This window comes from Nocardioides pyridinolyticus (genome assembly GCF_054653575.1).
This window is the reverse complement of the sequence record NZ_BAAIFY010000009.1, coordinates 1-24,335: the sequence shown is the minus strand read 5'-3', so window position 1 is coordinate 24,335 and position 24,335 is coordinate 1. Positions and strand designations below refer to the sequence as shown.

Genomic DNA, 24,335 nt, shown 5'->3' with positions numbered 1-24,335 from the left:
GGCCTCGGTGCTGACGGTCTGGAGGCCGCTGATCGACAGGACGACGGTGCCCGCCAGGACGGCGGCGCGACGGAATCGCACGGACATGACTTCTCCCCCCGAGAATGAGTGGTTGGTCCGGGGATGATTGATGCGGTACGCGCGGCTCACACCTCCGCGCCCACTGGTCTAGACCGAATCGGACCGGTCGTCTCGCTGCAGGCCGCGAGCAGCCCGGCGCATGTCGACGACACTAGTGCGCGGTCAGCCGGCCCGACAGGCGCTCGTGCCGCTGCGCGCTCGACTCGTTCAACCCGACGATGCGCACCGTCGTGCCGCGGCGTTCGTACTTGGCCGTGATCGCGTCGAGCACGGCGACGGTCGAGGCGTCCCAGACGTGGGAGTCGGACAGGTCGATGACGACCTGATCCGGGTCGTCGGCGTACTGGAACTTCGTGGAGAGGTCGTTGCTCGACGCGAAGAAGAGGTCTCCGGTGACGCGGTAGACGGCCGTCCCGTCGAGGACCTCGCGGCGCGTCGCGGTCAGGTGGGCGACGCGCCGGGCGAAGAGGGTCATCGCGACGAGGACACCGACGACCACGCCGATCGCGAGGTTGTGGGTGAGCACGGTGACGACGACGGTGGCGACCATGACGGCGGTCTCCGAGCGTGGCATCCGGCGGAGCGTCGTGGTCCGGACCGAGTGCCAGTCGAAGGTGCCGACCGACACCATGACCATCACCGCGACCAGCGCGGCCATGGGGATGAGTCCGACGACGTCCCCGAAGCCGACCACGAGGACCAGCAGGAAGGTGCCGGCGAGGAACGTCGAGATCCGGGTGCGCGCGCCCGAGGCCTTCACGTTGATCATCGTCTGCCCGATCATGGCGCAGCCGCCCATGCCGCCGAAGAAGCCGGTCACGACGTTCGCCGCGCCCTGGCCCCACGCCTCGCGGGTCTTGTCGGAGCGGGTGTCGGTGATGTCGTCGACGAGCTGTGCGGTGAGCAGCGACTCCAGTAGGCCGACGAGCGCCATCGCCAAGGCGTACGGCGCGATCGTCTGGAGGGTGTCGAGCGTGAACGGGACGTCCGGCACGAACCACGACGGCAGGCTGTCGGGGAGCTCGCCCTCGTCGCTCACGTCGGGCACGTTGACGGCCGCGACCAGCGTGAAGGCCGTGAGCGCGACGATCGCGACGAGCGGCGCGGGGACCACGCTGTTGACGCGCGGGAGGCCGACGATCACCGCGATGCCGACCGCGACCATCGGGTAGACGGGCCAGGGCACGTCGAGGAGGTGGTCGAGCTGCGCCTCGAAGATGAGGATCGCCAGCGCGTTGACGAAGCCGACCATGACCGAGCGCGGGATGAACCGCATCAGCCGCGCGACGCCCGCCAGCGCCAGCGCGACCTGGATGACCCCTCCGAGGAGAACGGTCGCGATCAGGTAGTCGTAGCCGTGCTCGCGCATCACCGGGGCGATGACGAGCGCCACCGCGCCGGTCGCCGCCGAGATCATCGCGGGTCGACCGCCGAGGAACGAGATAGCGACCGCCATCGTGAAGGACGCGAACAGTCCGACCCGGGGGTCCACCCCGGCGATGATCGAGAACGAGATCGCCTCCGGGATCAGTGCCAGGGCGACGACGAGCCCGGCCAGGACCTCGGTGCGGAGCAACCGCGGGGAACGGAGGACGGAACGGACGGTCGGCTCGGCGGTCGTGCTCACTGGCTCGATCCTAGGCGCGTCGTCGCCGCGGGGACGAAATCAGGACGAGTGAGGCGCACCGGGGAGGGCCCGCTCGCCGACGCCTACCGCGCAGTGCCGATCCCGTCCCGCGAGGCCTTCGCCCACGCGACCAGCAGCCCGGCGCACAGCGCTCCCAGCGTGCCCAGCGCCTCGTCGCCGAGGGTGTCCTCGTAGGCCGTGTCGATCTCGGTGCCGTGCCGGATGAACGTCCACCACTCGCCGACCTCCCACCCGATCGCCAGGACCGCTCCGAGGCCGCACACGACCGCGACCACGGCCCAGTGCGGCCGCACCGAGCCGCACACCAGCAGCCCGATGCCGGTCAGCAGCAGGAACCAGTTCGCGAAGTGGTTGAAGTCGTCCCACCACACCAGCGAGTCGTAGAGGTCGAGGCTGTTGCCGGTCACGTCGACCAGGAACGGCAGCATGACCAGCGAGAACGCGCCGTACGGCGCCGCGCTGCCCAGATGGGCGGGCCTCGGCTGCCGGCGCCGCTGCACCAGCCACCAGACCGCCGGGGCGACGAGCATCAGCAGCGGGTAGGCCAGCAGCCGCGCGCCGAACGCCTTGTCGGCGAACCGCTCGATGCCGGGCACCCACTCCGCGACCGCGAGCTGGGCGACGGTGACCAGCAGGAGGAGGACCGGGACCCAGGCCGGGACTCTCTTCACGGGCAGCATCGTGTCAGGAATAGCGTGGCCGGCGGGGTGGTTGAGAGGATCGTACGGAATTCAACTACCCGGAATCACAGACGAGCAGAGGACAGTGAGCGGACATGCAGATCGGCATCTTCACCGTCGGTGACGTGACGCCGGACCCGACCACCGGTCGTACTCCCACCGAGCACGAGCGGATCAAGGCCACCGTCGAGATCGCCACGAAGGCCGAGGAGATCGGGCTGGATGTGTTCGCGACCGGCGAGCACCACAACCCGCCGTTCATCGCCTCGAACCCGACCGCGACCCTGGCCTACATCGGCGCGAAGACCGACAACATCATCCTCTCGACGGCGACCACCCTGATCACCACCACCGACCCGGTGCTGATCGCGGAGGACTACGCCAAGATCCAGCACCTCACCGACGGCCGCGTCGACCTGATGATGGGCCGCGGCAACACCGGCCCGGTCTACCCGTGGTTCGGCAAGGACATCCGCCAGGGCATCAATCTGGCGATCGAGAACTACGCGCTGCTGCGCCGGCTCTGGACCGAGGACGTCGTCAACTGGGAGGGCCGGTTCCGCACGCCGCTGCAGGGCTACACGTCCACGCCGCGGCCGCTGGACGGCGTCGCGCCGTTCGTGTGGCACGGCTCGATCCGCAGCCCCGAGATCGCCGAGCAGGCGGCGTACTACGGCGACGGCTTCTTCCACAACCACATCTTCTGGCCGGCCGGCCACACCCAGCAGATGGTCGACCTGTACCGCCGACGCTTCGAGCACTACGGCCACGGCCCCGCGGACACCGCGATCGTCGGCCTCGGCGGCCAGTTCTTCATGCGGAAGAACAGCCAGGACGCGGTCGACGAGTTCCGCCCGTACTTCGACAACGCCCCGGTCTACGGCCATGGGCCCTCGCTGGAGGACTTCACCGAGGCCACGCCGCTGACCGTCGGCTCGCCCCAGCAGGTGCTGGAGCGCACGCTCGGCTTCCGGGAGTACGTCGGCCACTACCAGCGCCAGCTGTTCCTGGTCGACCACGCGGGCCTGCCGCTCAAGACGGTCCTCGAGCAGCTCGACCTGCTCGGCGAGATCCTGCCCGAGATGCGCAAGGGCTTCGCCGAGGGCCGCCCGGCCCACATCCCCGACGCCCCGACCCACGCCTCGCTCGTCGCGAAGGCCGGCGGGGCCCAGGACACGACCGTGCACGCGGTCGACGACGTGACGGGAGTGTCGGTATGACCCGTCCTCACTTCAAGATCGCCGTGATCTCGGCGGGACTCAGCGTCCCGTCGTCCACCCGGCTGCTCGCCGACCGGCTGGCTTCGGCCACGGTGGCGGCGCTGCACGAGCCGGTCGAGGTCGACGTCGTCGAGCTGCGCCCGCTGGCGCACCCGCTCGCCGACCACCTGCTGACCGGCTTCCCGACCGGGGAGCTGGCCGACGCGATCGAGACCGTACGCCGCGCGGACGCGCTCATCGTGGTCACGCCCGTGTTCTCCGCGAGCTACTCGGGGCTGTTCAAGACGTTCTTCGACGTCCTGGCGCCCGAGACCCTCGCCGGGGTCCCGGTGCTGATCGCGGCGACCGCGGGCACCGCCCGGCACTCGCTCGTGCTCGAGCACGCCCTGCGCCCGCTGTTCTCCTACCTGCGCGCCGTGGTCGTGCCGACCGCCGTCTTCGCCGCCAGCGAGGACTTCGGCGACGTCGGCCTGGACGCCCGCATCGACCGGGCGGCCGGCGAGCTGGCGGCCCTGCTGTCCGGCGTAGCCCGGGAGAAGCGGCGGACGCTCGAGGACGAGTTCGCGGACCCGACGCCGTTCGAGGACCTGCTCCGCGGCGCCTGAGCAGCTCCGCTGGGATAGTCCCTGACGATTCCGGGGTCTGGGAGCGGGCTGACCCCTCAACCGTCAGGGACTATCCCGATGTCACGGCCCCCGCCGACGACGGCACGGCGGCGAGCATGGGGCCGCTGGCGGGCCGCTAGTGCTGGTAGGTGCCGTGCAGGATGGCCCGGCCGGCGGTCTTGAAGGCCAGGTTGAAGGACACGACGGCCGGCGAGGTGTCGGAGTCGACGCCGAGCGTCTCCTCGTTCACCGCGTGCACGACGAAGAAGTAGCGGTGCACCTGGTCGCCCGCGGGCGGCGCGGCACCCATGAACGCCTTCGGGCCACCGTCGTTGCGGCACATGAACGCGTTGCCGGGCAGGTCCGCGCCCTCGGCGCCGGCGCCGGCGTCGAGGGAGGTGACGTCGGCCGGCAGGTCGACGAGGACCCAGTGCCAGAAGCCGCTCGGCGTCGGGGCGTCCGGGTCGAAGCAGGTGACCGTGAAGCTCTTGGTGCCTTCGGGCGCACCCTCCCAGGACAGCTGGGGGGAGGTGTTGCCGGCGGCGGCGACCTGGTCGTCCTTGATCGGCTGGCCGTCCGTCACGTCCGTGCTGGTCACGGTGAACGACGGCACGGAGGGGAGCAGCTCGTACGGGTTCGGGCTGACGGGTCGGTCGAGTGTCATGGCGCTCAAGGTAGTCCGGTGGGTGAACCCGCGCCACGGTCGTCCGCACCGGGACCGGGATGATGGGCGCATGGACGAGTTCACGCCGTACCCCGTCGGCCTGCTGCTGGCCGGTCGCCGGGTCGTCGTCGTGGGCGGCGGCCACGTCGCGCAGCGGCGGGTGCCGCACCTGATCGCGGCCGGCGCGGACGTGCACATCGTCTCGCCGGAGGTGACGCCGGCGATTGAGGGCATCGTCGGGGCGGGGGAGGCGACCTGGCACGCGCGCGGCTTCGAGCCCGCCGACCTGGACGACACCTGGTACGTCATCGCCGCCACCGATGACGTCGCGGTCAACGAGGAGGTCTCCGCGGCGGCGGAGGTACGCCGGATCTTCTGCGTCCGCTCCGACGACGCGACCCGGGCCACGGCCTGGACCCCGGCGGTCGGCCGGCACGCGGGCGTGACCGTCGCCGTGCTCGGCCAGCGCGAGCCGCAGCGGTCGGCGACCGTGCGCGACGAGATCCTCGAGGGTCTCCGCGAGGGGACGATCGTGGCCCGGCACCAGCGCGACCGGACCCCGGGCGTGGTGCTGGTCGGCGGTGGCCCGGGCGACCCGGAGCTGATGTCGGTGGCCGGCCGCAAGGCCCTGATGGAGGCCGACGTCGTCGTGGCCGACCGGCTCGCGCCGCGCGAGCTCCTGGGTGAGCTCCCGCCCGAGGTCGAGCTGATCGACGTCGCGAAGCTGCCGCGCGGGCGCTCGGCCCAACAGGAGGAGATCAACCGGGTCATCGTCGACCGCGCCCTGGCCGGCAAGCGGGTGGTGCGGTTCAAGGGCGGCGACAACTTCGTCTTCGGCCGGGGCTACGAGGAGGTCCTCGCCTGCCGCGAGGCCGGCGTGCCGGTCACCGTGATCCCGGGGCTGTCCAGCCCGATCGCCGTACCCGGCGTCGTCGGCATCCCGGTCACCCACCGCGGTGTCGCGCACGACCTTACGATCGTGTCGGGACACCTGCCGCCGGGCCACCCGGAGTCGCTGGTCGACTGGGGCGCGCTCGGCCGGCTGAACGGCACCGTCGTGCTGATGATGGCCGTGGAGAACGCGCCGGCCATCGCTGCCGCGCTCATGGCCGGTGGCCGGCCCGGCTCGACGCCGGTCGCGGTGATCTGCGACGGCACGATGCCGGGCGAGCGCACCGTGCTGGCCACGCTCGAGACGCTGGCGCCGCGGCTGGTCGAGGAGGCCGTGCGGCCGCCGGCGATCATCGTGGTGGGCTCCGTGGTGGCGGTCGCCCACCCGGAGCACTTCGCCTGATGGCGACCCTCGTCGAGATCACCGACCCCGCGGACCCGCGGCTCGCCGACTACCGCGACCTGCGCGACGTCGAGCTGCGCAAGCACCTGGAGGCCGAGCACGGGCTGTTCCTGGCCGAGGGCGAGAAGGTCGTGCGCCGCGCGGTGGCCGCGGGCTTCGCGCCGCGCTCCTTCCTGATGGCGCCGCGGTGGCTCGACGGCCTGTCCTCCGAGCTGTCGTCGACCGATGCTCCCTGCTACGTGGTGTCGGAGGACCTCGCGGAGGAGGTCACCGGCTTCCACGTCCACCGGGGTGCGCTCGCCTCGCTGGAGCGACGGCCGCTGCAGTCGGTGTCGTCCGTGCTCGCCGGGGCGCGCTCGGTGCTCGTGCTCGAGGACCTGGTCGACCACACGAACGTCGGCGCCGTCTTCCGCTCCGGCGCGGCGCTCGGCTTCGCCGCGGTGCTGCTCTCGCCGCGCTGCGCGGACCCGCTCTACCGCCGCGCGGTCAAGGTCGGCATGGGTGCGGTGTTCACCACGCCGTGGACACGCGTCCCGGACTGGTACGACGCCCTGCCTGCTCTCTCGGCTCGCGGGTTCACCACCGTGGCGCTGACCCTGGCGCCCGACGCCGTCCCCCTCGAGGACGCCGTGGCCGGGCTCGACCGCGTCGCCCTCGTCCTCGGCTCCGAGGGCCACGGCCTCTCCGCGCGCTGGGAGCAGTCCGCGGACCGCCGGGCGATCATCCCCATGGCCGCCGGCATCGACTCGCTCAACGTCGCCGCCGCCTCGGCCGTCGCCTGCTATGTGACCGCGCGACGGTGATCGGACAGCGCCACCTCGCCTGGGAGCGGGCGCCTCACTCCAGCGCCCCCAGGACGGACCGCAGCCGAGCGACGAGGACATCGATGGCGGCAGCGACCACCGCGGCCGAGGCCGGGTCGGCGGTCGCGGCGGCCGAGCGGTAGCCCTTGGCGGCGCGGTAGTGCGCGAGCCAGGCCGGACCATGCACCGCGCAGGCGTCGGCGAGGGCGGCGGCGTCGGAGCGGATCAGCTTGCGGGTGGCGACGTCGGCGTACCGCGCCGGGTCGAGGTCCGCGGCCTCCGGTGGCGCCGATGCCACCACGTCCCGGAGGTCTGCGGTCATGGGGCACGCGGCGGCGAAGAAGCGGGCATCCAGCCGGGCGGCGTCCTCGCCGAAGATCCCGGCCGCGGTGACCGCCTGAGCCGACGAGAGCCAGAGGCGACGGCCTGGAGGGGCACCGCCGTCGGCGGCGAGGCCGGTGCCGACCTGCTTGCCGACCCGTGACGCGACGCCCTCGGCGACCCCGCGCCTCCGGAGGACGCGGTGCAGGATGCCGAGCAGGGCCAGGGCCTCGACCGTCAGGGCCGGGTTCAGGCGTCGCCCGTCCGCGACCACCTCCGTCCCGGTGACGACGTGCAGGAAGTCGGTGACCACGTCACCACCGACGAGCGTGGCCGGAGACACCAGCCGGGTGACGAGCCGGTCGCCGTACGCCGTCTGCCAGTCGGCGAGGCGGTCCGCGTAGCAGCCGCGACCGCCCCGCGCGGCGAGCCGGAGGTACTGGTCGAGAGAGCCTCCGAAGGAGCCCGACTTCCGCTGCTGCGCGAACGAGGAGAGCAGTCGCCGGGCGTGCGGTCGCAGGTAGCACACGATGCGCGTCCGCGCGTCCCATTCGGGGAGGTGGCGGCGGAGCGCGCTCTGGAAGGTCGCCGCCGGCACGTGCACGAGATGCTCGGACGACAGCACGAACACGTCCGCGGGGGTGGAGTCGAGCCAGGCCGCGAGGGCGGCCAGCCTCCGCGCGACCTCGCCGTCGCGTCCTCGGAGGAGGGCGTGGGCCAGGTCCGCCTCGGTCAGACGCTCGGGGTAGGCCAGCCACACGGGCCCGTGCGCACCGGCGCCGTCGTGCAGCGTGCGCTGCAGCGAGGACGACCCCGTCTTCGGGGTGCCGATGTGGACCACGAGGCTGGCGGACACGCCCCAGGCTAGGAGCGGTCCCGGGCCGCGGCATGACTAGTTCTGGCTATTTGGCGTACGCCGACCGCCGCGCCTGGCCCCGGGTGACGACACTCGATCAGGTGCGGCTGCGCAGGACACCCGCCCCGGAGCTGAGCGGGCTCGAGCGGCGCCTGATCCACGGCATCGAGACCACGGTCGCGCGGATCGACGGCGCCGAGTACTTCGTGCCCGACTACGGCCGCCACCGGCCCGTCGCGCGGCGCATCCTCGAGGGCCGGCTGGTCTCGCCGGGACTGCACCGGTTCGTGGGTCGCCTCCTGCTCGACCGGCCGGGCAGCATCGTGCACGCCGGGACGTTCTTCGGCGACATGCTCCCGTCGTTCTCGGCGAAGACACCGGGGCTGGTCTACGCCTTCGAGCCGGTCCTGGAGAACTACCTCCTGGCGCGCGAGGTCGTCGAGGTGAACCGGCTCGGGAACGTGGTGCTCCTGCACGCCGGCCTCGGCGCCCGGCTCCAGGTCGCCACCGTGGGAGTGGCCCGCGCGCCGAAGGGCCGACACCACGGTGGCGCGGCCCGGATCCTCACTCCGGCCTCGAGGCCGCACGCCCGCACCCAGCTGACCGCCCTGCTCAGCATCGACCAGCTCGCGATCGACGACCTGACCCTCGTCCAGCTCGATACCGAGGGCTTCGAGCTGCCGATCCTCCAGGGTGCCGAGGCGACCCTGCGGGCCCAGCGGCCGGTCGTCGTGGTCGAGGACAACAGGGGCCGCTGCGGCGCGTTCCTCGCGGGCCTGGGCTATGCCGTGGTGCGCAGGCTCGGCCGCGACACCGTCTATGCAGTGGAGGCGGAGACGTCACCGAGCCCGGACCGACCGCTCAGATCCACCGCCGGAGCTTGAACACGCGCCACAGCGTCACCGAGACGAGCAGCATCAGCACCAGCGCGAACGGGTAGCCGGCGGCCCAGTGCAGCTCGGGCATGTGGTCGAAGTTCATGCCGTACACGGTGCCGACGAGCGTGGGCGCGAAGAGGATGGCCGCCCAGGCGGAGATCCGCTTCACGTCGTCGTTCTGCTCGATGCTCGCCTCGGACAGCGCGCGCATCTCCTCGTTCTGCCGCTGGGCGACCAGGGTGGCGTTGACGGTGAGGATGTCGCGGAGCAGCTGGCGGAAGCCGTCGACCTGCTCGATGACCTGGGTGAGGTGGTCCTCGACGTCGCGCAGATAGCGCTGGAGCTCCTCGTCGGTGCGGTACTTCGCGAAGCCCGCCGTCAACGCCGCCAGCACGGCGGCCAGCGGCCGGGTCGCGCGCTGGAACTCGATCACCTCGCGGGTGAGCTCGTAGATGCGCCGCGAGACGCCCGGGTCGCTGCCGAAGACCTCGGTCTCGATCTCGTCGATGTCGTTCTCGAGGCCGGCGACGACGGGCGCGTAGCCGTCGACGATGCGGTCCAGGATCGCGTAGAGGATGGCCTCCGGACCGAGGGAGAGCAGGTCGGGGTTCGACTCCAGCCGGCGCCGTACGGCGGACAGGTCGGGCGCCTCGGAGTGGCGGACCGTGATCACGAAGTCGGCGCCGACGAAGAGGTGCACCTCGCCGAACTCCACCTCCTCGCGGTCGTCGTCGTAGTGGGCGGCGCGCAGGACCACGAACAGCGTGTCGTCGTACCGCTCCAGCTTCGGCCGCTGGTGGGCGACGATCGCGTCCTCCACGGCGAGCTCGTGCAGGCCGAACTCGTGGGCCAGCGAGCCGAGCTCGTGCTGGTCGGGCCGGTACAGCCCGATCCACGCGACCGAGCCGTCATGCTCGCGCAGCGAGCGGTAGGTGTCGGCCAGGCTGGTGGGGGAGTCGACGCGGTCGCCCGCCACGTAGACGGCGCTGTCGACCATGCTGTCCCGGCCCTGGATCCGCTCGACCGCGAGCGAGGCGCCCGGGGCCGCCGGGGGTCGCCGCCGCACCCGGCCGGTCAGCGACCGGATCGGCTTGAAGGAGCGGTCCGACACGGCTCGGAGCGTACGCCCCGCCCCGAGCGCGGATCCAGGCTCAGCCGGCGGGCCACTCCAGCGGGTAGTCGGCCGCGGCCTTGTCGTGCGCCTTCTGGAGCTTCTTGCGCTGCTTGGTCGAGAGCCGGTCGCCGAAGACCGTGCCGAGCGTGTGGTCGGTCTCGTGCTGGAGGCAGCGGGCGAGCAGGCCGTCGCCCTCGAAGGCGACCGGCTCGCCGTCCAGGCCGGTGCCCGTGACCGAGGCGACGTCGGGCCGTGCGCACTCGACGAACGCGCCCGGGAAGGACAGGCAGCCCTCGTCGTCCTCGTCGAGGTGGCGGTCGCGGCCCTCGGGGAGCGTGACCTCGGGGTTGCAGACCACGCCGACGGTGCGCCGGCCGCTCGCGTCGGGGCAGTCGAAGACGAACATCGCGACGTCCTCGCCGATCTGGCACGCGGCCAGGCCGACGCCGTCCGCGGCGTACATGGTGGCGACCATGTCGGCCGCGAGGGCGCGCAGCGCGTCGTCGTACGCCGTCACCCGGGCCTGCGGGCGGTGCATGACCTCGGTGCCCCAGCGGGTGATCGGGCGGGCGGTGCCGCCCGCGGGGAGGGGGCCGTGCGGGGCGAGGGGCGCCTGGTCGTGCTGCGTCGACATGACGGCGAGCCTAGTTGCGCTGTGACCGGCTCCACGAATCGTGTTGTAGCCCCGAGTGTAACTCCGAGTTACATTGTGTCCATGTCCTTGATGCAGAGCCTCCGACCCGGCGGGAAGCACGGGTTGTCCTCGAAGGAGACGCGCGACCCGATCGGGTACGCCGTCGCCGCGCTGAGCCGCCTCGCGCAGAGCGAGGTGCTGGACCGGGTGGGTCTGCGCAAGCAGACCGAGCAGGTCGTGTTCACGACCACGCGCAGCGGCTTCAAGACGATGTCCGCGGCCAGCCGGACGTTCGCGAAGGCCGGCAGGAAGGGCACGACCGGCGTGCGGCCCGACGCGGCGCCGCGCACCGGCGTCTTCGACCTCACGCCCACCGAGGACGAGCAGATGCTCGTCGACGTCGTCACCGAGCTGGCCACCGAGGTGCTCCGGCCCGCCGCCGCGGAGGCGGACGCGGCCTGCGCGGCGCCGCCGGAGGTGCTGGCCGCCGGCCTCGAGGTGGGCCTCCCGATCCTCGGCGTCCCGGAGGCGCTCGGCGGGATCTCCGAGGAGTGCTCCGCGATGGCGGGGACGCTGGTCGCCGAGGCGCTCGCCCGCGGCGACATGGGCCTGGCGGTCGCCTCGCTCGCGCCGGGCGCCGTGGCCACCGCGATCGGGCTGTGGGGCAGCGACGCCCAGCAGCAGACCTACCTGCCGGCGTTCGCCGGTGACGGGGACGGGGAGACGCCGGTGGCGGCGCTCGCACTGGCCGAGCCGACCGTGCTCTTCGACGTGCTGTCGCCGGCGACCACCGCCACCCGCACCGACGACGGCTTCGTGCTCAACGGCGTGAAGGCGGGCGTGGTCCGCGGCGCCGAGGCCGAGCTGTTCGTGATCGGGGCCGCCCTCGACGGCCGTCCGGTGCTCCTCCTGGTCGAGTCCTCGACCCCGGGCATCGAGGTCGAGGCGGACCCGGGCATGGGTGTCCGCGCGGCGGCCCTCACGAGGCTGAACCTCACCGACGTCCGGGTCCCGGCCGACGCGGTGCTGGGGGAGACCGACGGGTCGACGTACACCGAGTGCGTCCGGCTCTCGCGGCTCGTCTGGTGCGCGCTGGCGGTGGGCACGGGGCAGGCGGTGCTCGACTACGTGACGCCGTACGTCAAGGAGCGCGAGGCGTTCGGTGAGCCGGTGGCGCACCGGCAGTCGGTCGCGTTCATGGTCGCGAACATCGCGATCGAGCTGCAGTCGATGCGGCTGCTGACCTGGAAGGCCGCGTCCCGCGCGGCCGCCGGCAAGGACTTCGCCCGCGAGGTCGCCCTGGCCCGCAAGCTGTGCGCCGACAAGGGCATGCAGATCGGGCTCGACGGCGTGCAGCTGCTCGGCGGGCACGGGTTCGTGAAGGAGCACCCGGTGGAGCGGTGGTACCGCGACCTGCGTGCGATCGGCGTGATGGAAGGTGCGGTGCTGGTCTAAATGGCCTTCGAGCTTCTCGTTCCCCCGCTCCGCTCCTCCACGACAACCCCGAAGGGGCCCAAAAACTGATGGCGATCTACCTGGACGACCCGAAGAAGTTCCGGCCGCTCGTGGGCCAGGCCCACCAGGTCGCGATGAACATGCTGCGGCCGATCTCCCGCAAGTACGACCAGGCGGAGCACGAGTACCCCAAGGAGCTCGACATGCTCGCCGCGATGATCGACGGGCTCTCCGAGTCCGGCGCCAGCGAGGGCGCGGGCGCGGCCGGCGTGAAGCGCGGCGACGAGGGCGACGGCGGCTCGGTCCGCAACGGCACCAACCTCGCCTCGGTCATGTCGATCGCCGAGATGTGCTGGGGCGACGTCGGCCTGCTGCTGTCGATGCCGCGGCAGGGCCTGGGCAACTCCGCGATCGCGTCGGTCGCGAACGACGAGCAGCACGAGCGGTTCGACGGCGTGTGGGCCTCGATGGCGATCACCGAACCCGGCACCGGCTCCGACTCGGCGAACATCCGCACGACCGCCGTACGCGACGGTGACGAGTACGTCATCAACGGCGAGAAGATCTTCGTGACCTCCGGCGAGCGGTCCGACGCGGTCGTCGTCTGGGCGACGCTGGACAAGGAGCTCGGCCGGGCGGCGATCAAGTCGTTCGTCGTGCCGAAGGGCACGCCCGGCATGACCGTCGAGCGGCTCGAGCACAAGCTCGGCATCAAGGCCTCCGACACCGCGACGATCCGGTTCGAGAACTGCCGGGTGCCGGCCGCGAACCTGCTCGGCTCGTCCGAGATCGACGTCAAGCAGGGCTTCGCGGGCGCGATGGCGACCTTCGACAACACCCGCCCGCTGGTGGCGTCGATGGCGGTCGGCTGTGCGCGCGCCGCGCTCGACCTGACCCGCGAGCTGCTGGCGGACGCCGGGGTGGAGATCGACTACGACCGTCCGGCGCAGACCCAGCACGCCGCCGCGGCCAAGTTCCTGCAGATGGAGGCCGACTGGGAGGCCGCCCACCTGTTGATGCTCCAGGCGGCGTGGATGGCCGACAACCGCCGGCCCAACTCGCTCGAGGCCTCGATGGCCAAGGCGAAGGCCGGCCGGGTCGGCTCCGACATCACGCTCTCCTGTGTCGAGCTGGCGGGCTCGGTGGGCTACAGCGAGGGCGAGCTGCTCGAGAAGTGGGCCCGCGACTCCAAGATCCTCGACATCTTCGAGGGCACCCAGCAGATCCAGCAGCTGATCGTCGCCCGCCGGATCCTCGGGCTGACCAGCGCCGAGCTCAAGTAGTCACGGGAGCGGTGTCGGCACCCCGGTCGGCCAGCGACGCGTGACGGTCGCGCGGCTCGGCCGGGGTGCCGGCCGGTGGTGCCGGTCCGCGGGGGGCCGGGCGCGGCTCAGTCCGCCTTCTTGGGCGGGGGCAGCTTGCCGCTCGGGGTGGACGCCGGGGTGGACGTCGTGCCGGCCGCCTTCTTCGCGGGGGCCTTCTTGGCCGTGGTCTTCTTCGCGGGGGCCTTCTTCGCGGCCGGCTTCTTGGTGGCGGCCTTGCGGGCCACGTCGGCCGGCGTGACGTCGACCTGGCTGGCGTCGGCCGCCGCGTCGATCGGGCTCTCGGGAGCCGGCGGCGTGGTGCGGACCGGCTGGTTCTCGGCCTGCTCCTTGACCACGGGGGTCGCGACGTCGGTCACCGGGGGCGTGGTGACCTTCTTCGCTGGGGCCTTCTTGGCGGGAGCCTTCTTCGCCGGTGCGGCCTTCTTGGCCGTCTCGGGCTTCTCGTCCGGTACGGCGTGCAGCTCGGCCCCGGCCGGCGGGCCGATCGGGCCCGGGGTCGACGCCCTGCGGCCGGGCACCCGGGACGCGACGACCTCCGCGGCGCTCTTGGCCACCTGCCCGGCGACCGCCTTGCCGACCTCCACGCCGCCGCGGGCCTGCTGGACCGCCTTGCTCGCGGTGCCGATCGGGTCCTTGATCGTCTCGGTGGCGGCGTCCTTGATCTTGCCGAGGGGGTTCTTCGGAGGCACGGGGGTTCCCTTCGATCGCGTTCGTGGGGCCTGCTCTGGATTCAAGCATGTACCCGGTCGGGCTGGGCATGCTGCGCTCGTGTCACCGACCTCACGCCGACCGGACCGTGCCGACCAGATCGTGGAGGTGCTCGACGACGCCTTCGCGCCGCTGATGACGGCCGACCCGGCGGCCTTCCGCGGGAAGTACCGCACGATGGCCTCCGACCCGCACGCCTTCTACCGCGGCTCGGCCTGCCTGTTCTACGCCGACGTGACCGCCGACGAGGACCCGTTCTGCGACGACCGCAGCGGCCGCATCTGGGTGCACGGGGACCTGCACGTGGAGAACTTCGGCACCTACCTGAACTCCGACGGGCGGCTGGTGTTCGACATCAACGACTTCGACGAGGCCTACCTGGGCCGGTTCACCTGGGACCTCCAGCGGTTCGCCGCGTCGCTCGCGCTGGTCGGGTGGCAGAAGGCGCTGCCCGAGGACGACGTGCGGTGGCTGATCGGCCGCTACGTGCGCGCCTACCTGTCCCAGGTCGACGACTACCGGCGCTCAGACGACGACTACTACGCGCTGCACCTCGACAACACCGCCGGGGCCATCCACGCCGCCCTCGTCTCCGCCCGGCTGCGGCGGCGCGCCGACCAGCTGGACGCGCTCACCACCGTCGTCGACGGCACCCGGCTGTTCGCCGACGGCGCCGGTGTCCGCCGGCTCGGCAAGCGCGAGCGGTCCCAGGTGGTGCGCGCGTTCGAGGACTACCTCGACACGATCCCGCCTACCAAGCGCTTCGGTCGCGCGCTGTTCTACGAGCTCCGCGACGTCGTGGGGAAGACCGGGTTCGGCATCGGCAGCGCCGGGCTGCCGGCGTACAACGTGCTGGTCGAGGGCTACAGCCAGGCCCTCGACAACGACGTCGTGCTGACGATGAAGCAGGCCAACATCCCCGCGGTGAGCCGGTTCGTCGACAGCGGCGCGGTCGAGCGGTACTTCGAGCACGAGGGCCACCGCACCGCCGTCAGCCAGCGCGCGCTCCAGGTGCACACCGACCCGCTGCTCGGCCACACCTCGATCGGCGGGGTCGGGTACGTCGTGGCCGAGCTGTCGCCGTACGAGGTGGACCTCGACTGGTCCGGGCTGACCGAGCCCGACGACATCGCGGCGGTCGTCGACCAGCTCGGCCGCGCGACGGCGAAGATCCACTGCGCGTCCGACGAGGACAGCGACCAGGACCTCGTCGACTTCCAGGTGGAGGACGCGATCGCCGCGTGCGTCGAGCGGCGCCGGCGCGAGTTCACCGCCTGGGTCACCGACTTCGGGATCTCCTACGCCGAGCACGTCCGCGCCGATCACACGGCGTTCGTCGAGGCGTTCCGCGCGGGCCGGATCGGGGTGTCCGCGACCTGACCGGCCCACGGCTCCGTGCTGGTCCGGTAGGGGTGCGGTTTGGTCACCAACCGCAGATTGGGAACGCTCCCACCTGCGGTTGGTGACCAAACCGCGGCCTCACGGCACCAGGTCGGCGCGCCCGGACGGGTCGGCGACGAGGTGCTGCGGCGCGCGGAAGCCGGCGCCGGCGAAGGCGGTGTCGATGGCCAGGGCGACGGCGTCGAGCCGCTCGGTGGGGACGAGGGCGACCGCGGAGCCGCCGAAGCCGCCGCCGGTCATCCGGGCGCCGAGGGCACCGGCCTCGACGGCGGTGGCGACGGCCAGGTCGAGCTCGGGGCAGGAGATCTCGAAGTCGTCGCGCATCGAGGCGTGCGACGCGGCGAGGACCCGGCCGAGACCCGCCCAGTCGCCGGACGACACCACCGCGACGACCGCCGGCACCCGCTCGGTCTCGGTGACGACGTGCCGCGCCCGGCGGCGCAGCAGATCGTCCGCCAGGCCGTCGACGGACGCCGGGGTGGCCGACCGCAGCGACGACACCCCCAGCGCGGCGGCCGCCCGCTCGCACTCCTCGCGCCGGGAGCCGTAGTCGCCGTCGGTGAGCTCGTGGGAGACCCGGGTGTCCGTCACGAGGAGCGAGAGCCCGGGGAGGGGGAGCGCGACGTCCGACGACGCACCGGAGTCGAAGTCGATGAGCAGGGCGGCGCCGGGGGAGGCCAGCATCGAGACCGTCTGGTCCATGCCGCCGGTGGGCGCGCCGGCCACCTCGGTCTCGGCGCGGACGCACGCGTCGATCACCAGCGACCGGTCCAGGTCCACGCCCGCGACGGCGCACGCCGCGACCGCCACCGAGCACTCCAGGGCGGCCGAGGACGAGAGCCCGGCGCCGAGCGGCACCGACCCGTGGACCATCACGTCCACGCCGGGCACGTCGACACCGGCCTCGCGCAGCGCCCACAGCACCCCGGCGGCGTACGCCGCCCACCCGTCGGCCGACGCCAGCGACGCCAGGCTGCCCGTCCACGGCGACGAGCTCTCGACGCTGGAGATCCGCACGGTGTCGTCGGAGCGCGGCGCGACGGCGGCGTACGTCGCGTGGGGGAGCGCCACCGGGAGCACCAGCCCACGGTTGTAGTCGGTGTGCTCGCCGATCAGGTTGACCCGTCCGGGGGCCCGGCCGACCACCGACGCGGCACCTCCGCACTCCGAGGAGAACGCCGACCGGACCTCGGCGGCGAGGACGGATGGGGTCCCGGGATCGACGAAAGGCATGGGGGAGAACCTAGACTGCGGCAACGTGCAGTTCCTCGACGCGGTCACCCCTTCCCACGACCTGACCTACGACGACGTCTTCATGGTCCCGCGGCACTCCGCGGTGGCCAGCCGGTACGACGTCGACCTCTCGACCAGCGACGGCACCGGAGCCACCCTGCCGCTCGTCGTGGCGAACATGACCGCGATCGCGGGCCGGCGGATGGCGGAGACCATCGCCCGCCGCGGCGGCCTCGCGGTGATCCCGCAGGACATCCCGGCCGCGGTGGTCGCGGACGTCGTGCGGTACGTGAAGTCGCGGCACCTCGTCTTCGACACCCCGATCGAGCTCGCGCCGGAGCAGACCGTGGCCGAGGCGCTCGCGCTCATCCCCAAGCGCGCCCACCGCGCGGCCGTGGTCGTGCGGGACGGCAAGCCGCTCGGCGTGGTCTCCGAGGCCGACTGCGTGGAGGTCGACCGCTTCGCCCAGGTGCAGGTCGTCATGCAGCCGGTCGCGGTCCTGCTCCGGGAGGACGCCGACCCGCGCGACGCGTTCGACCGGCTGGACGCCGCCCACGCCGGGCTCGCGGTCGCGGTCGACGACGCGGGTCGCCTGCTCGGCGTGCTGACCCGCAAGGCCGCGCTCCGCGCCACGGTCTACGACCCCGCCGTCGACGCGACGGGCGGGCTCCGCATCGCGGCCGCCGTGGGTGTGAACGGCGACGTGGCGGCCAAGGCCAAGGAGCTGCTCGACGCGGGCGTCGACTGCCTGGTCGTCGACACCGCGCACGGCCACCAGGACCGGATGCTGGAGGCGCTCGCCGCCGTACGCGCCCTCGACCCGCAGGTCCCGGTCGCGGCCGGCAACGTGGTCTCCGGCGAGGGCACGCGCGCGCTCATCGAGGCGGGCGCCGACATCGTCAAGGTCGGCGTCGGGCCGGGCGCGATGTGCACCACGCGGATGATGACCGGCGTCGGCCGGCCGCAGTTCTCGGCCGTGCTGGAGTGCGCGGACGCCGCCCGCGAGCTCGGCAAGCACGTCTGGGCCGACGGGGGCGTCCGGCACCCGCGAGACGTCGCGCTCGCCCTGGCCGCGGGTGCGAGCGCGGTGATGGTCGGGTCGTGGTTCGCCGGCACGCACGAGTCGCCGGGCGACCTGATGGTCGACTCCGACGGCCGCGCCTACAAGGTGTCGTTCGGCATGGCCTCGGCCCGCGCCGTCGCCAACCGCACGGTCGGGGAGTCCGCCTACGACCGCGCCCGCAAGGGCCTCTACGAGGAGGGCATCTCCTCGTCGCGGATGTACCTCGACCCCGCCCGTCCCGGGGTGGAGGACCTGGTCGACCAGATCTGCTCGGGGGTCCGCTCCGCGTGCACGTACGCCGGCGCCGCCTCGCTCGCGGAGCTGCACGAGCGGGCCGTGGTCGGTGTCCAGTCGGCAGCGGGCTTCCACGAGGGCCGCCCGCTGCCGACCAGCTGGAGCTGAGCCGGAGCTGAGCGGGGGCTAGGCCTCCGGGTCCTTGTCGATGGCGATGACGAAGTCGTCGCCGTGCTCGGTGACACCCGCGATGACCGCGGCCTCCACCGCCTCCTCGGCGTACCGCCGCCGGACGACGAGCGGGTCGGAGCGCAGGTCCTTCACGAGCGAGACGGCCAGGCCGATCATCACGACCACGAACGGCAGGGCCGCGACGATCGTGATGTGCTGGAGTCCGGTGAGGGCGTCGTCACCCCCGACGAGCAGCATCACCGCCGCCACGGCACCGGTCGCCACGCCCCAGAAGATCACCGTCGGGCGGGACGGGTGCTGGGTACCGCGCTCGGACAGCGTGCCCATCACGATGGACGCCGCGTCGGCGCCGGACACGAAGAAGATGCCGACCAGCAGCATCACGGTGATGCTCGTGAGCGTGGCCCACGGGAACGCGTCGAGCGTGGTGAACAGCTGCGACTCGACGGCCCCGCCGCCGGCGCCCGCGATGTCGGTGCCGGCCTTCTGGAGGTCGATCGCCGCGCCGCCGAAGATGCAGAACCAGGCCAGGCTCACCAGGCTCGGCACGAGCAGCACGCCGGTGACGAACTGCCGCACGGTCCGCCCGCGCGAGATGCGCGCGATGAACATGCCGACGAACGGGGTCCAGGAGATCCACCAGGCCCAGTAGAAGACGGTCCAGCTCTCGAGCCAGGAACTGGCCTCGCCCCCCTCGGCGCCGGTGCGGGCGGCCATCATCGACAGGTCGGCGACGTAGCTGCCGATCGAGGTCGGGACCAGGTTCAGCATGAAGACGGTCGGGCCGACGACGAAGAGGAACAGGGCGAGCCCGACGGCGAGCACCATGTTGATGTTCGAGAGCCACTGGATGCCCTTCGCGACGCCCGTGACCGCCGACAGGATGAACGCCGCGGTGAGGACGGCGATGATGCCGACGAGGAGCCCGTTGCCGACCTCGCCGATGCCGCCCACGATCTCGAGGCCGCTGCTGATCTGGAGGGCGCCCAAGCCGAGCGACGCGGCCGAGCCGAAGAGGGTGGCGAAGATCGCCAGCATGTCGATGACCTTGCCCCAGCCGCCGTACGCGCGCTGGCCGAGGAGGGGCTCGAAGGCCGCCGAGATCAGCTGGAGCCGGCCCTTGCGGTAGACGCCGTACGCGATGGCCAGGCCGACGACCGCGTAGATCGCCCACGGGTGGAGCGTCCAGTGGAACAGCGTGGTGGCCATGGCGTGCTGCACGGCCTCGGGGTTGTTCTCGGGACCGGTGCCGGGCGGCGGGCTCACGAAGTGGCTGATCGGCTCGCTGACGCCGTAGAACATCAGCCCGATGCCCATGCCGGCGCTGAACATCATCGCGATCCAGGAGACGGTGCGGAACTCGGGGTCCTCGTCGTCCCGGCCCAGCGGGATGTTGCCGAACTTGCTCGCGGCCAGCCAGATCACGAAGACGACGAACGCGCTGGCCGTCGTCACGAACAGCCAGCCCATGTCCTCCATGACCCAGGCCAGGGCCTTGCCCGACGCCGAGCCGAGGCTCGAGGTGCTGACGAAGCCCCAGAGCAGGAAGGCGACCGCGATCGCCGCGGTCACGCCGAAGACGACCTTGTCGAGGCCGCCGGCAGCGGTCGTCGCCTCGACCGGCTGGTCGAGCGCCGGATGCGGGATCGGGTCGGAGGTGGGCGGGCGGTGCAGACTGGTCACCCGAGCCGAGTACCCACCCTTACGGGTGGCTACCCGTGACCAGCGCCTCACCCGCGCGAGCTGCGCTCCGTCCGCCCGCGGACGATCCCGATGAACCGCTGCACCCACGGGTCCTCGTTGTCGACGAGCCACGCGAGACCCACGGTCGTCGGCGGCAGGTCGCTCACGACCCGGTAGGTCACGTCCCTGCGGTGGTGGAGCCGGGCGATGGACATCGGCACGATCGCGACCCCGGTGCCGGAGGCGGTGACCTCGACGGCCTCCTTGACCGACATCGGCGGCCAGGCGAGCTGCTCGACGGCAGGCGTCCAGCCCGAGCGCTCGGGGAGCACCAGCTGCTCGTCGGCGAGGTCGGCGGTCGTCACCTCGTCGGCGAGGGTGAGCAGGTGCTCGGTGCCCATGACCGCCACCGGCAGCTCCTCGTAGAGCGGGATGCAGTGCAGGCCGTCCCGGTCCACCGGGAGCCGCACCAGCGCCATGTCGAGGGTGCCCGCGCGGACGCGGTCCTCCTGCTCGTCCTCGACCAGCGGGACCAGCTCCAGGGGATCCCGCGCATAGCGCTCCCGCCAGACCCGTGCCCACTTGTCCGGCGTGGCCCCGGTGACGAAGCCGACGCGGAAGTGCCCGACGGCCTCGCTCACTCCGAGATCACCCCGCGATCACCATGGACAGCAGCCTAGTGCTCCAGTCAGCCGCTCGACTCAGCCGGACTCGCCGAACTGCTCGACCCGGATCACGTCCGGGTCGACGCCGCTCTCCTCCAGCAGCCGGGTGGCGTACGACGCGAACCCGACCGAGCCGCAGACGTAGGCGCGCTCCGCGCCGGCGACGTACGGCGCCATCTCGTCGTGGTACGGCGGGGCGGCGACCCGGTCGCCTCCCGGACCTGCGAGGTTCTGCCGGGTGAGGGCGATGAAGGCGCCATAGCGTTGGAGCTCGGCGGCGTAGGGCAGCTCCTCCCAGGTCCGTGCGACGACCACGACCTTCAGCTTGTCCTGGATCCCGAGCCGCCGCGCGACGCGCGTCATCGCCACGACCGGCACGACCCCGGAGCCGCCGGCCAGGCAGACGGCGGGCACGTCGCCCTCCCACACGAACCAGCCGCCGATCGGGCCGCGCAGCTCCAGCACGTCACCGACCTCGGCGACGTCGTGGAGGAAGCCGGACACCTCGCCGCCAGGCAGGCACTCGACCATGAGCTCGAGCAGTGGGTCGTCGGGGTCGGACGCGACCGAGTAGGAGCGCTGGGCGGTGTAGTCGTCGGGCGCGCGCAGGCGGACGACGTAGTGCTGCCCGGCCAGGTGGTCGACCCGGTCGTCGACGTGGAGGCGCAGGCGGACCAGGCGGTCGGTGGGATGGTCGAGCTCGATAATCGTGCCGGTGGTCCAGCCGCCGGCAGAGGCGGTCACGGATCCCCTTGGTAGCGCTGCTCGAGCCACGGGTCGCCGCGGTCGTGGTAGCCGTTCTGCTCCCAGAAGCCGGGCCGGTCGCGCTCCATCAGCTCCAGGCGGGTGACCCACTTCGCGGACTTCCAGAAGTACAGGTGGGGGACCAGCAGCCGCACCGGTCCTCCGTGGCCGGCGGGGAGCGGCTTGCCGTCGACCTCCCAGACGACCCAGGCCTTGCCGCCGGTGACGTCCTCGAGCGGCAGGTTGGTGGTGTAGCCGGTGGTCGAGTGCGCCATGACGAACCTCGCCTCGGGCATCGGCATCGCGACCTCGAGCAGCGTGTCGACGCTGATGCCGCGGAAGGTCATGTCGAACTTCGACCACGTCGTCACGCAGTGGATGTCGCCGACGTACGTCGACTCGGGCAGCGCGTGCAGCTCGTGCCACGACCAGGTGTGCGGGCGCGCGGCCAGGCCGTCGACGGTCATGCTCCAGCTGTCGAGGTCGATCCGCGGGGTCGCCTCCGCGGTCAGCGTCGGCCAGGAGCTACCGGTGTCGTACTGGCCGGGCGGCAGCCGGTCCGGGCGCTCGGGGCGATTCCTGCCGAAGAATCCGCGGGTGACGGGCACCGGCCCAGTCTTGCACCGGGGCGGTGGGTGGCAGACCTCGCGGGCTAGCGGATCGTCAGGTCCCGGGAGTACGACGCCTGGCTGACCGTCGCGCTGCCGGCGTAGCGGACCGCGAGCGTGCGCTCGCCGGGCTTCAGATCGCGGAAGACGACCTTCGCCGTGCCGTTGCTGCGCAGCTCGACCACCTGCTTCACGCCGGCGATCCGCACGACCACGGGGCCGGTGACGCGCTCCACGCCGGGCGCGGTGACCGTCACGACGACCTTGATCCGCTTCTTGATCCGCTCGACCTGGACCTCGAGGTGCGGGTCGGTCTTCACACGGGTGGTCGCGGGGGAGTCGACCGCGGTCGTGGTGTAGCCGGCACGGCTCAGCGTGACCCGGGCCGAGAGCTGGGTGCCGAGGTCGAGGTTCGTGATCTGGTAGGTCGGACCGGTCGCGTTGAGCACCGGCTCGCCGTCGCGCAGCCACTGGATGGCGACGTCGGCGTCGCTCGGCGCGTGGCCGCCGGCCTGGACGGTGAGGGTCTGGCCGAGCCTGGGGCTGCCGAGCAGGCGGGGCGGCGTGGTGACGCGGATGGTGCCCGGTGCGACCCGCTCGGTCGGCGCGGCGGTCGCGAGGACAGGGTCGTAGCCGCTGCGGGTCGCGGTGACGGTCGCGGTGATCACCCGGTCGACGAGGTCCGGGGTGAGCGTGAGGGTCGTCGCGCCGGGGCTGGTGCCCTCGACGAGCTGGCCGTCGGCGTACCACTGGACGGCGAGCGAGTCGGGCTTCGGGTCCCACGAGCCGGTGTCGAGGGCGAGGGTCCCCTCGACCTTGGCCGTGCCGGAGATCGCGGGCGCCGCGGCGTTGCGCAGCTGTCCCGGCAGGATCGCCTCGGTCGGCGTGGAGGTGACGCTCTTCGTCGGGTAGCCGAGCTTGGAGGCGGTCGCGGTGACGGTGAGCGTCTGGCCCAGGCGCGCCTCGTTCAGCCGGAGCGTCGACTTCGTCGACTTCGCCAGCTTCTGCCCGTTGGCGAACCACTGGTACCGCACCTCGGCGGTGGCGGGCTTCCACGAGCCGGCGGTCGCGCTGAGGGTGGAGCCGACCTTGGCGACGCCCGAGATCACCGGAGCGGCCCGGTTGACCATCGGCACGTCGTTGAAGTGGATGAAGCCGCTGGGCCAGTTGCCGCTGCCGCGGGTGACGACCGCCCAGGAGAAGTCGCCGCCCCAGCTGTCCTGGGACACGATGATCTCGTCCTCGGAGATCACCTGCTCGACGTACCCGACGTGGCCCGCGGAGCCGGCCGGGCCCGTGTTGGCCTTCCACCAGGTCACGGCGCCGACGCGCGGCACGTCGTCGGTGATGCGGGACATCGAGGTGCCCCAGTACGTCGCGTTGCCGCCGCCGGACCAGGGCCGCTCGTTCGGCAGGCCGCTCTTCACCATGCGGTAGGCGGCGTAGTTGGTGCAGTTGTGCCCGGCGTACATCCGCCAGTACATGGTGCGGCTGTTCTGGGCGTAGCCGGCGTTGCCGTAGCCCTTGCTCCGGCAGTCCTGGTAGCCGTAGCAGAGGTAGGCGCTGCGCTTGAAGACCGCGTCGGGCTCGCGCCTCTGCTCGACCTTGGCCCGTTCGGGACCGACGGGGCCGGCGCTGGCGGGGGCCGGGGAGAGCGCGAACAGGCCCGCGACCAGGCCGCCCACGAGGGCAGCGGTCACGGGCGCGAGCAGACGGTTCCGCAGCGACACGGGTGGGAGTCTAGGGACAGGTGAACGCTTTTGGGAACTATGGGACAGAAATTGTCAAGGAACTCGCTCGGCGTGTCGCGTAAAACTACAAGCGTGTCATTTCGCCTGCGTCACCCGGTCCGCGCACTTGCGCCACAGGAGCAGTCCGCACCGCGCCCGAGTCGCCCACACCGCGCAATTGCGCCGAAAGGACGACCGCTGTCCACTGGCTCAGCGCCAGGAGAGGCGAAGGGCCCGGACGCGGGGTGCGTCCGGGCCCTTCATCGGTCGTGCGGGTGCGTCAGTTGAGCCTCAGGCGAGGTCGAAGCGGTCGTTGTCCATGACCTGGACCCAGGCGGCGACGAAGTCGTGCACGAGCTTCTCGCGGGCGTCCTCGCTCGCGTAGACCTCGGCCAGCGCCCGCAGCTGCGAGTTCGAGCCGAAGATCAGGTCGACGGCCGTGGCGGTCCAGGTGACCGAGCCGTCGGCCTCCTGGATCTCGTAGACGTTCTCCACC

At 72.3% G+C, this 24,335-nt stretch carries 23 protein-coding genes; 9 read left to right on the top strand and 14 right to left on the bottom strand.

What is annotated here, in order from left to right; genetic code table 11:
* Positions 1 to 232 precede the first annotated feature (232 nt).
* Both ACYQ0U_RS10135 and ACYQ0U_RS10130 read right to left on the bottom strand, forming a co-directional pair.
* Positions 233 to 1,708 (bottom strand): SulP family inorganic anion transporter, encoded by a 1,476-nt coding sequence (locus ACYQ0U_RS10135; RefSeq protein ID WP_459972292.1) that lies wholly within the window; start codon positions 1,706 to 1,708, stop codon positions 233 to 235.
* A gap of 83 nt (positions 1,709 to 1,791) precedes the next feature.
* Complete coding sequence (locus ACYQ0U_RS10130; RefSeq protein ID WP_459972290.1) at positions 1,792 to 2,409, bottom strand: DUF2238 domain-containing protein; 618 nt, start codon at positions 2,407 to 2,409, stop codon at positions 1,792 to 1,794.
* Between the two features lie 95 nt (positions 2,410 to 2,504).
* Between ACYQ0U_RS10130 and ACYQ0U_RS10125 the strand changes: the two genes are divergently transcribed.
* Together ACYQ0U_RS10125 and ACYQ0U_RS10120 are read left to right on the top strand one after the other, a co-directional pair.
* Positions 2,505 to 3,629, top strand: coding sequence for an LLM class flavin-dependent oxidoreductase (locus ACYQ0U_RS10125; protein WP_459972288.1), 1,125 nt, complete (start codon positions 2,505 to 2,507; stop codon positions 3,627 to 3,629).
* Entirely contained in the window at positions 3,626 to 4,234 is a 609-nt protein-coding gene (locus tag ACYQ0U_RS10120) for an FMN reductase (protein ID WP_459972286.1), read from the top strand. Before ACYQ0U_RS10125 ends, ACYQ0U_RS10120 begins: the two co-directional genes overlap by 4 nt.
* A gap of 136 nt (positions 4,235 to 4,370) precedes the next feature.
* On the opposite strand, the gene ACYQ0U_RS10115 is transcribed toward ACYQ0U_RS10120, so the two are convergent.
* Entirely contained in the window at positions 4,371 to 4,898 is a 528-nt protein-coding gene (locus ACYQ0U_RS10115; RefSeq protein WP_459972284.1) for a YbhB/YbcL family Raf kinase inhibitor-like protein, read from the bottom strand.
* Positions 4,899 to 4,968: 70 nt separating this feature from the next.
* Between ACYQ0U_RS10115 and cobA the strand changes: the two genes are divergently transcribed.
* Positions 4,969 to 6,192, top strand: coding sequence for a uroporphyrinogen-III C-methyltransferase (cobA, locus tag ACYQ0U_RS10110; protein ID WP_459972281.1), 1,224 nt, complete (start codon positions 4,969 to 4,971; stop codon positions 6,190 to 6,192).
* Positions 6,192 to 6,995 (top strand): TrmH family RNA methyltransferase, encoded by an 804-nt coding sequence (locus ACYQ0U_RS10105; RefSeq protein WP_459972279.1) that lies wholly within the window; start codon positions 6,192 to 6,194, stop codon positions 6,993 to 6,995. Before cobA ends, ACYQ0U_RS10105 begins: the two co-directional genes overlap by 1 nt.
* Positions 6,996 to 7,029: 34 nt before the next feature.
* Here ACYQ0U_RS10105 and ACYQ0U_RS10100 read toward each other — a convergent pair whose 3' ends face one another.
* On the bottom strand, positions 7,030 to 8,172 hold the full coding sequence (locus ACYQ0U_RS10100) for a hypothetical protein (RefSeq protein WP_459972277.1): 1,143 nt from the start codon (positions 8,170 to 8,172) through the stop codon (positions 7,030 to 7,032).
* 32 nt (positions 8,173 to 8,204) lie between these two features.
* On the opposite strand from ACYQ0U_RS10100, the gene ACYQ0U_RS10095 reads away from it, so the two are divergent.
* Positions 8,205 to 9,056, top strand: coding sequence for an FkbM family methyltransferase (locus tag ACYQ0U_RS10095; protein WP_459972275.1), 852 nt, complete (start codon positions 8,205 to 8,207; stop codon positions 9,054 to 9,056).
* Here ACYQ0U_RS10095 and ACYQ0U_RS10090 read toward each other — a convergent pair.
* Positions 9,034 to 10,161 (bottom strand): magnesium and cobalt transport protein CorA, encoded by a 1,128-nt coding sequence (locus tag ACYQ0U_RS10090; protein ID WP_459972273.1) that lies wholly within the window; start codon positions 10,159 to 10,161, stop codon positions 9,034 to 9,036. The two genes, ACYQ0U_RS10095 and ACYQ0U_RS10090, sit on opposite strands and share 23 nt — an antisense overlap.
* 40 nt (positions 10,162 to 10,201) lie before the next feature.
* Positions 10,202 to 10,798 (bottom strand): peptide deformylase, encoded by a 597-nt coding sequence (def, locus tag ACYQ0U_RS10085; protein WP_459972271.1) that lies wholly within the window; start codon positions 10,796 to 10,798, stop codon positions 10,202 to 10,204.
* An 81-nt stretch (positions 10,799 to 10,879) separates the two neighbouring features.
* On the opposite strand from def, the gene ACYQ0U_RS10080 reads away from it, so the two are divergent.
* Both ACYQ0U_RS10080 and ACYQ0U_RS10075 read left to right on the top strand, forming a co-directional pair.
* A complete protein-coding gene (locus tag ACYQ0U_RS10080; protein WP_459972269.1) occupies positions 10,880 to 12,253 on the top strand; it encodes an acyl-CoA dehydrogenase family protein in 1,374 nt (457 codons plus the stop codon).
* Positions 12,254 to 12,321: 68 nt separating this feature from the next.
* On the top strand, positions 12,322 to 13,536 hold the full coding sequence (locus ACYQ0U_RS10075) for an acyl-CoA dehydrogenase family protein (RefSeq protein WP_459972267.1): 1,215 nt from the start codon (positions 12,322 to 12,324) through the stop codon (positions 13,534 to 13,536).
* 107 nt (positions 13,537 to 13,643) lie between these two features.
* Here the strand turns inward: ACYQ0U_RS10075 and ACYQ0U_RS10070 are convergent, their stop codons facing one another.
* A complete protein-coding gene (locus ACYQ0U_RS10070; protein WP_459972265.1) occupies positions 13,644 to 14,267 on the bottom strand; it encodes a hypothetical protein in 624 nt (207 codons plus the stop codon).
* A 79-nt stretch (positions 14,268 to 14,346) separates the two neighbouring features.
* Between ACYQ0U_RS10070 and ACYQ0U_RS10065 the strand changes: the two genes are divergently transcribed.
* Positions 14,347 to 15,666: a DUF2252 domain-containing protein gene (locus tag ACYQ0U_RS10065; protein WP_459972263.1), complete on the top strand. Its 1,320-nt coding sequence runs from the start codon at positions 14,347 to 14,349 to the stop codon at positions 15,664 to 15,666.
* 99 nt (positions 15,667 to 15,765) lie between these two features.
* Here the strand turns inward: ACYQ0U_RS10065 and galK are convergent, their stop codons facing one another.
* Positions 15,766 to 16,920: a galactokinase gene (galK, locus tag ACYQ0U_RS10060; RefSeq protein ID WP_459972261.1), complete on the bottom strand. Its 1,155-nt coding sequence runs from the start codon at positions 16,918 to 16,920 to the stop codon at positions 15,766 to 15,768.
* Between the two features lie 25 nt (positions 16,921 to 16,945).
* On the opposite strand from galK, the gene ACYQ0U_RS10055 reads away from it, so the two are divergent.
* Complete coding sequence (locus ACYQ0U_RS10055; RefSeq protein WP_459972518.1) at positions 16,946 to 18,385, top strand: GuaB1 family IMP dehydrogenase-related protein; 1,440 nt, start codon at positions 16,946 to 16,948, stop codon at positions 18,383 to 18,385.
* An 18-nt stretch (positions 18,386 to 18,403) separates the two neighbouring features.
* On the opposite strand, the gene ACYQ0U_RS10050 is transcribed toward ACYQ0U_RS10055, so the two are convergent.
* The 6 genes from ACYQ0U_RS10050 to ACYQ0U_RS10025 all read right to left on the bottom strand — a co-directional run.
* Complete coding sequence (locus ACYQ0U_RS10050) at positions 18,404 to 20,092, bottom strand: BCCT family transporter (protein WP_459972259.1); 1,689 nt, start codon at positions 20,090 to 20,092, stop codon at positions 18,404 to 18,406.
* 47 nt (positions 20,093 to 20,139) lie between these two features.
* Positions 20,140 to 20,733 (bottom strand): LysR family substrate-binding domain-containing protein, encoded by a 594-nt coding sequence (locus ACYQ0U_RS10045; protein WP_459972256.1) that lies wholly within the window; start codon positions 20,731 to 20,733, stop codon positions 20,140 to 20,142.
* A 60-nt stretch (positions 20,734 to 20,793) separates the two neighbouring features.
* Positions 20,794 to 21,501 carry an FAD-binding oxidoreductase gene (locus ACYQ0U_RS10040; RefSeq protein ID WP_459972254.1) on the bottom strand — a complete coding sequence of 236 codons (708 nt, stop codon included), beginning with the start codon at positions 21,499 to 21,501 and terminating at the stop codon, positions 20,794 to 20,796.
* Entirely contained in the window at positions 21,498 to 22,109 is a 612-nt protein-coding gene (locus ACYQ0U_RS10035) for a sulfite oxidase-like oxidoreductase (RefSeq protein WP_459972252.1), read from the bottom strand. The genes ACYQ0U_RS10040 and ACYQ0U_RS10035 overlap by 4 nt, the downstream gene beginning before the upstream one ends.
* Positions 22,110 to 22,153: 44 nt before the next feature.
* Complete coding sequence (locus ACYQ0U_RS10030) at positions 22,154 to 23,839, bottom strand: CHAP domain-containing protein (protein ID WP_459972250.1); 1,686 nt, start codon at positions 23,837 to 23,839, stop codon at positions 22,154 to 22,156.
* 291 nt (positions 23,840 to 24,130) lie between these two features.
* Positions 24,131 to 24,335 (bottom strand): hypothetical protein (locus ACYQ0U_RS10025; protein ID WP_459972248.1); only part of this gene is annotated, 205 nt, incomplete at its 5' end.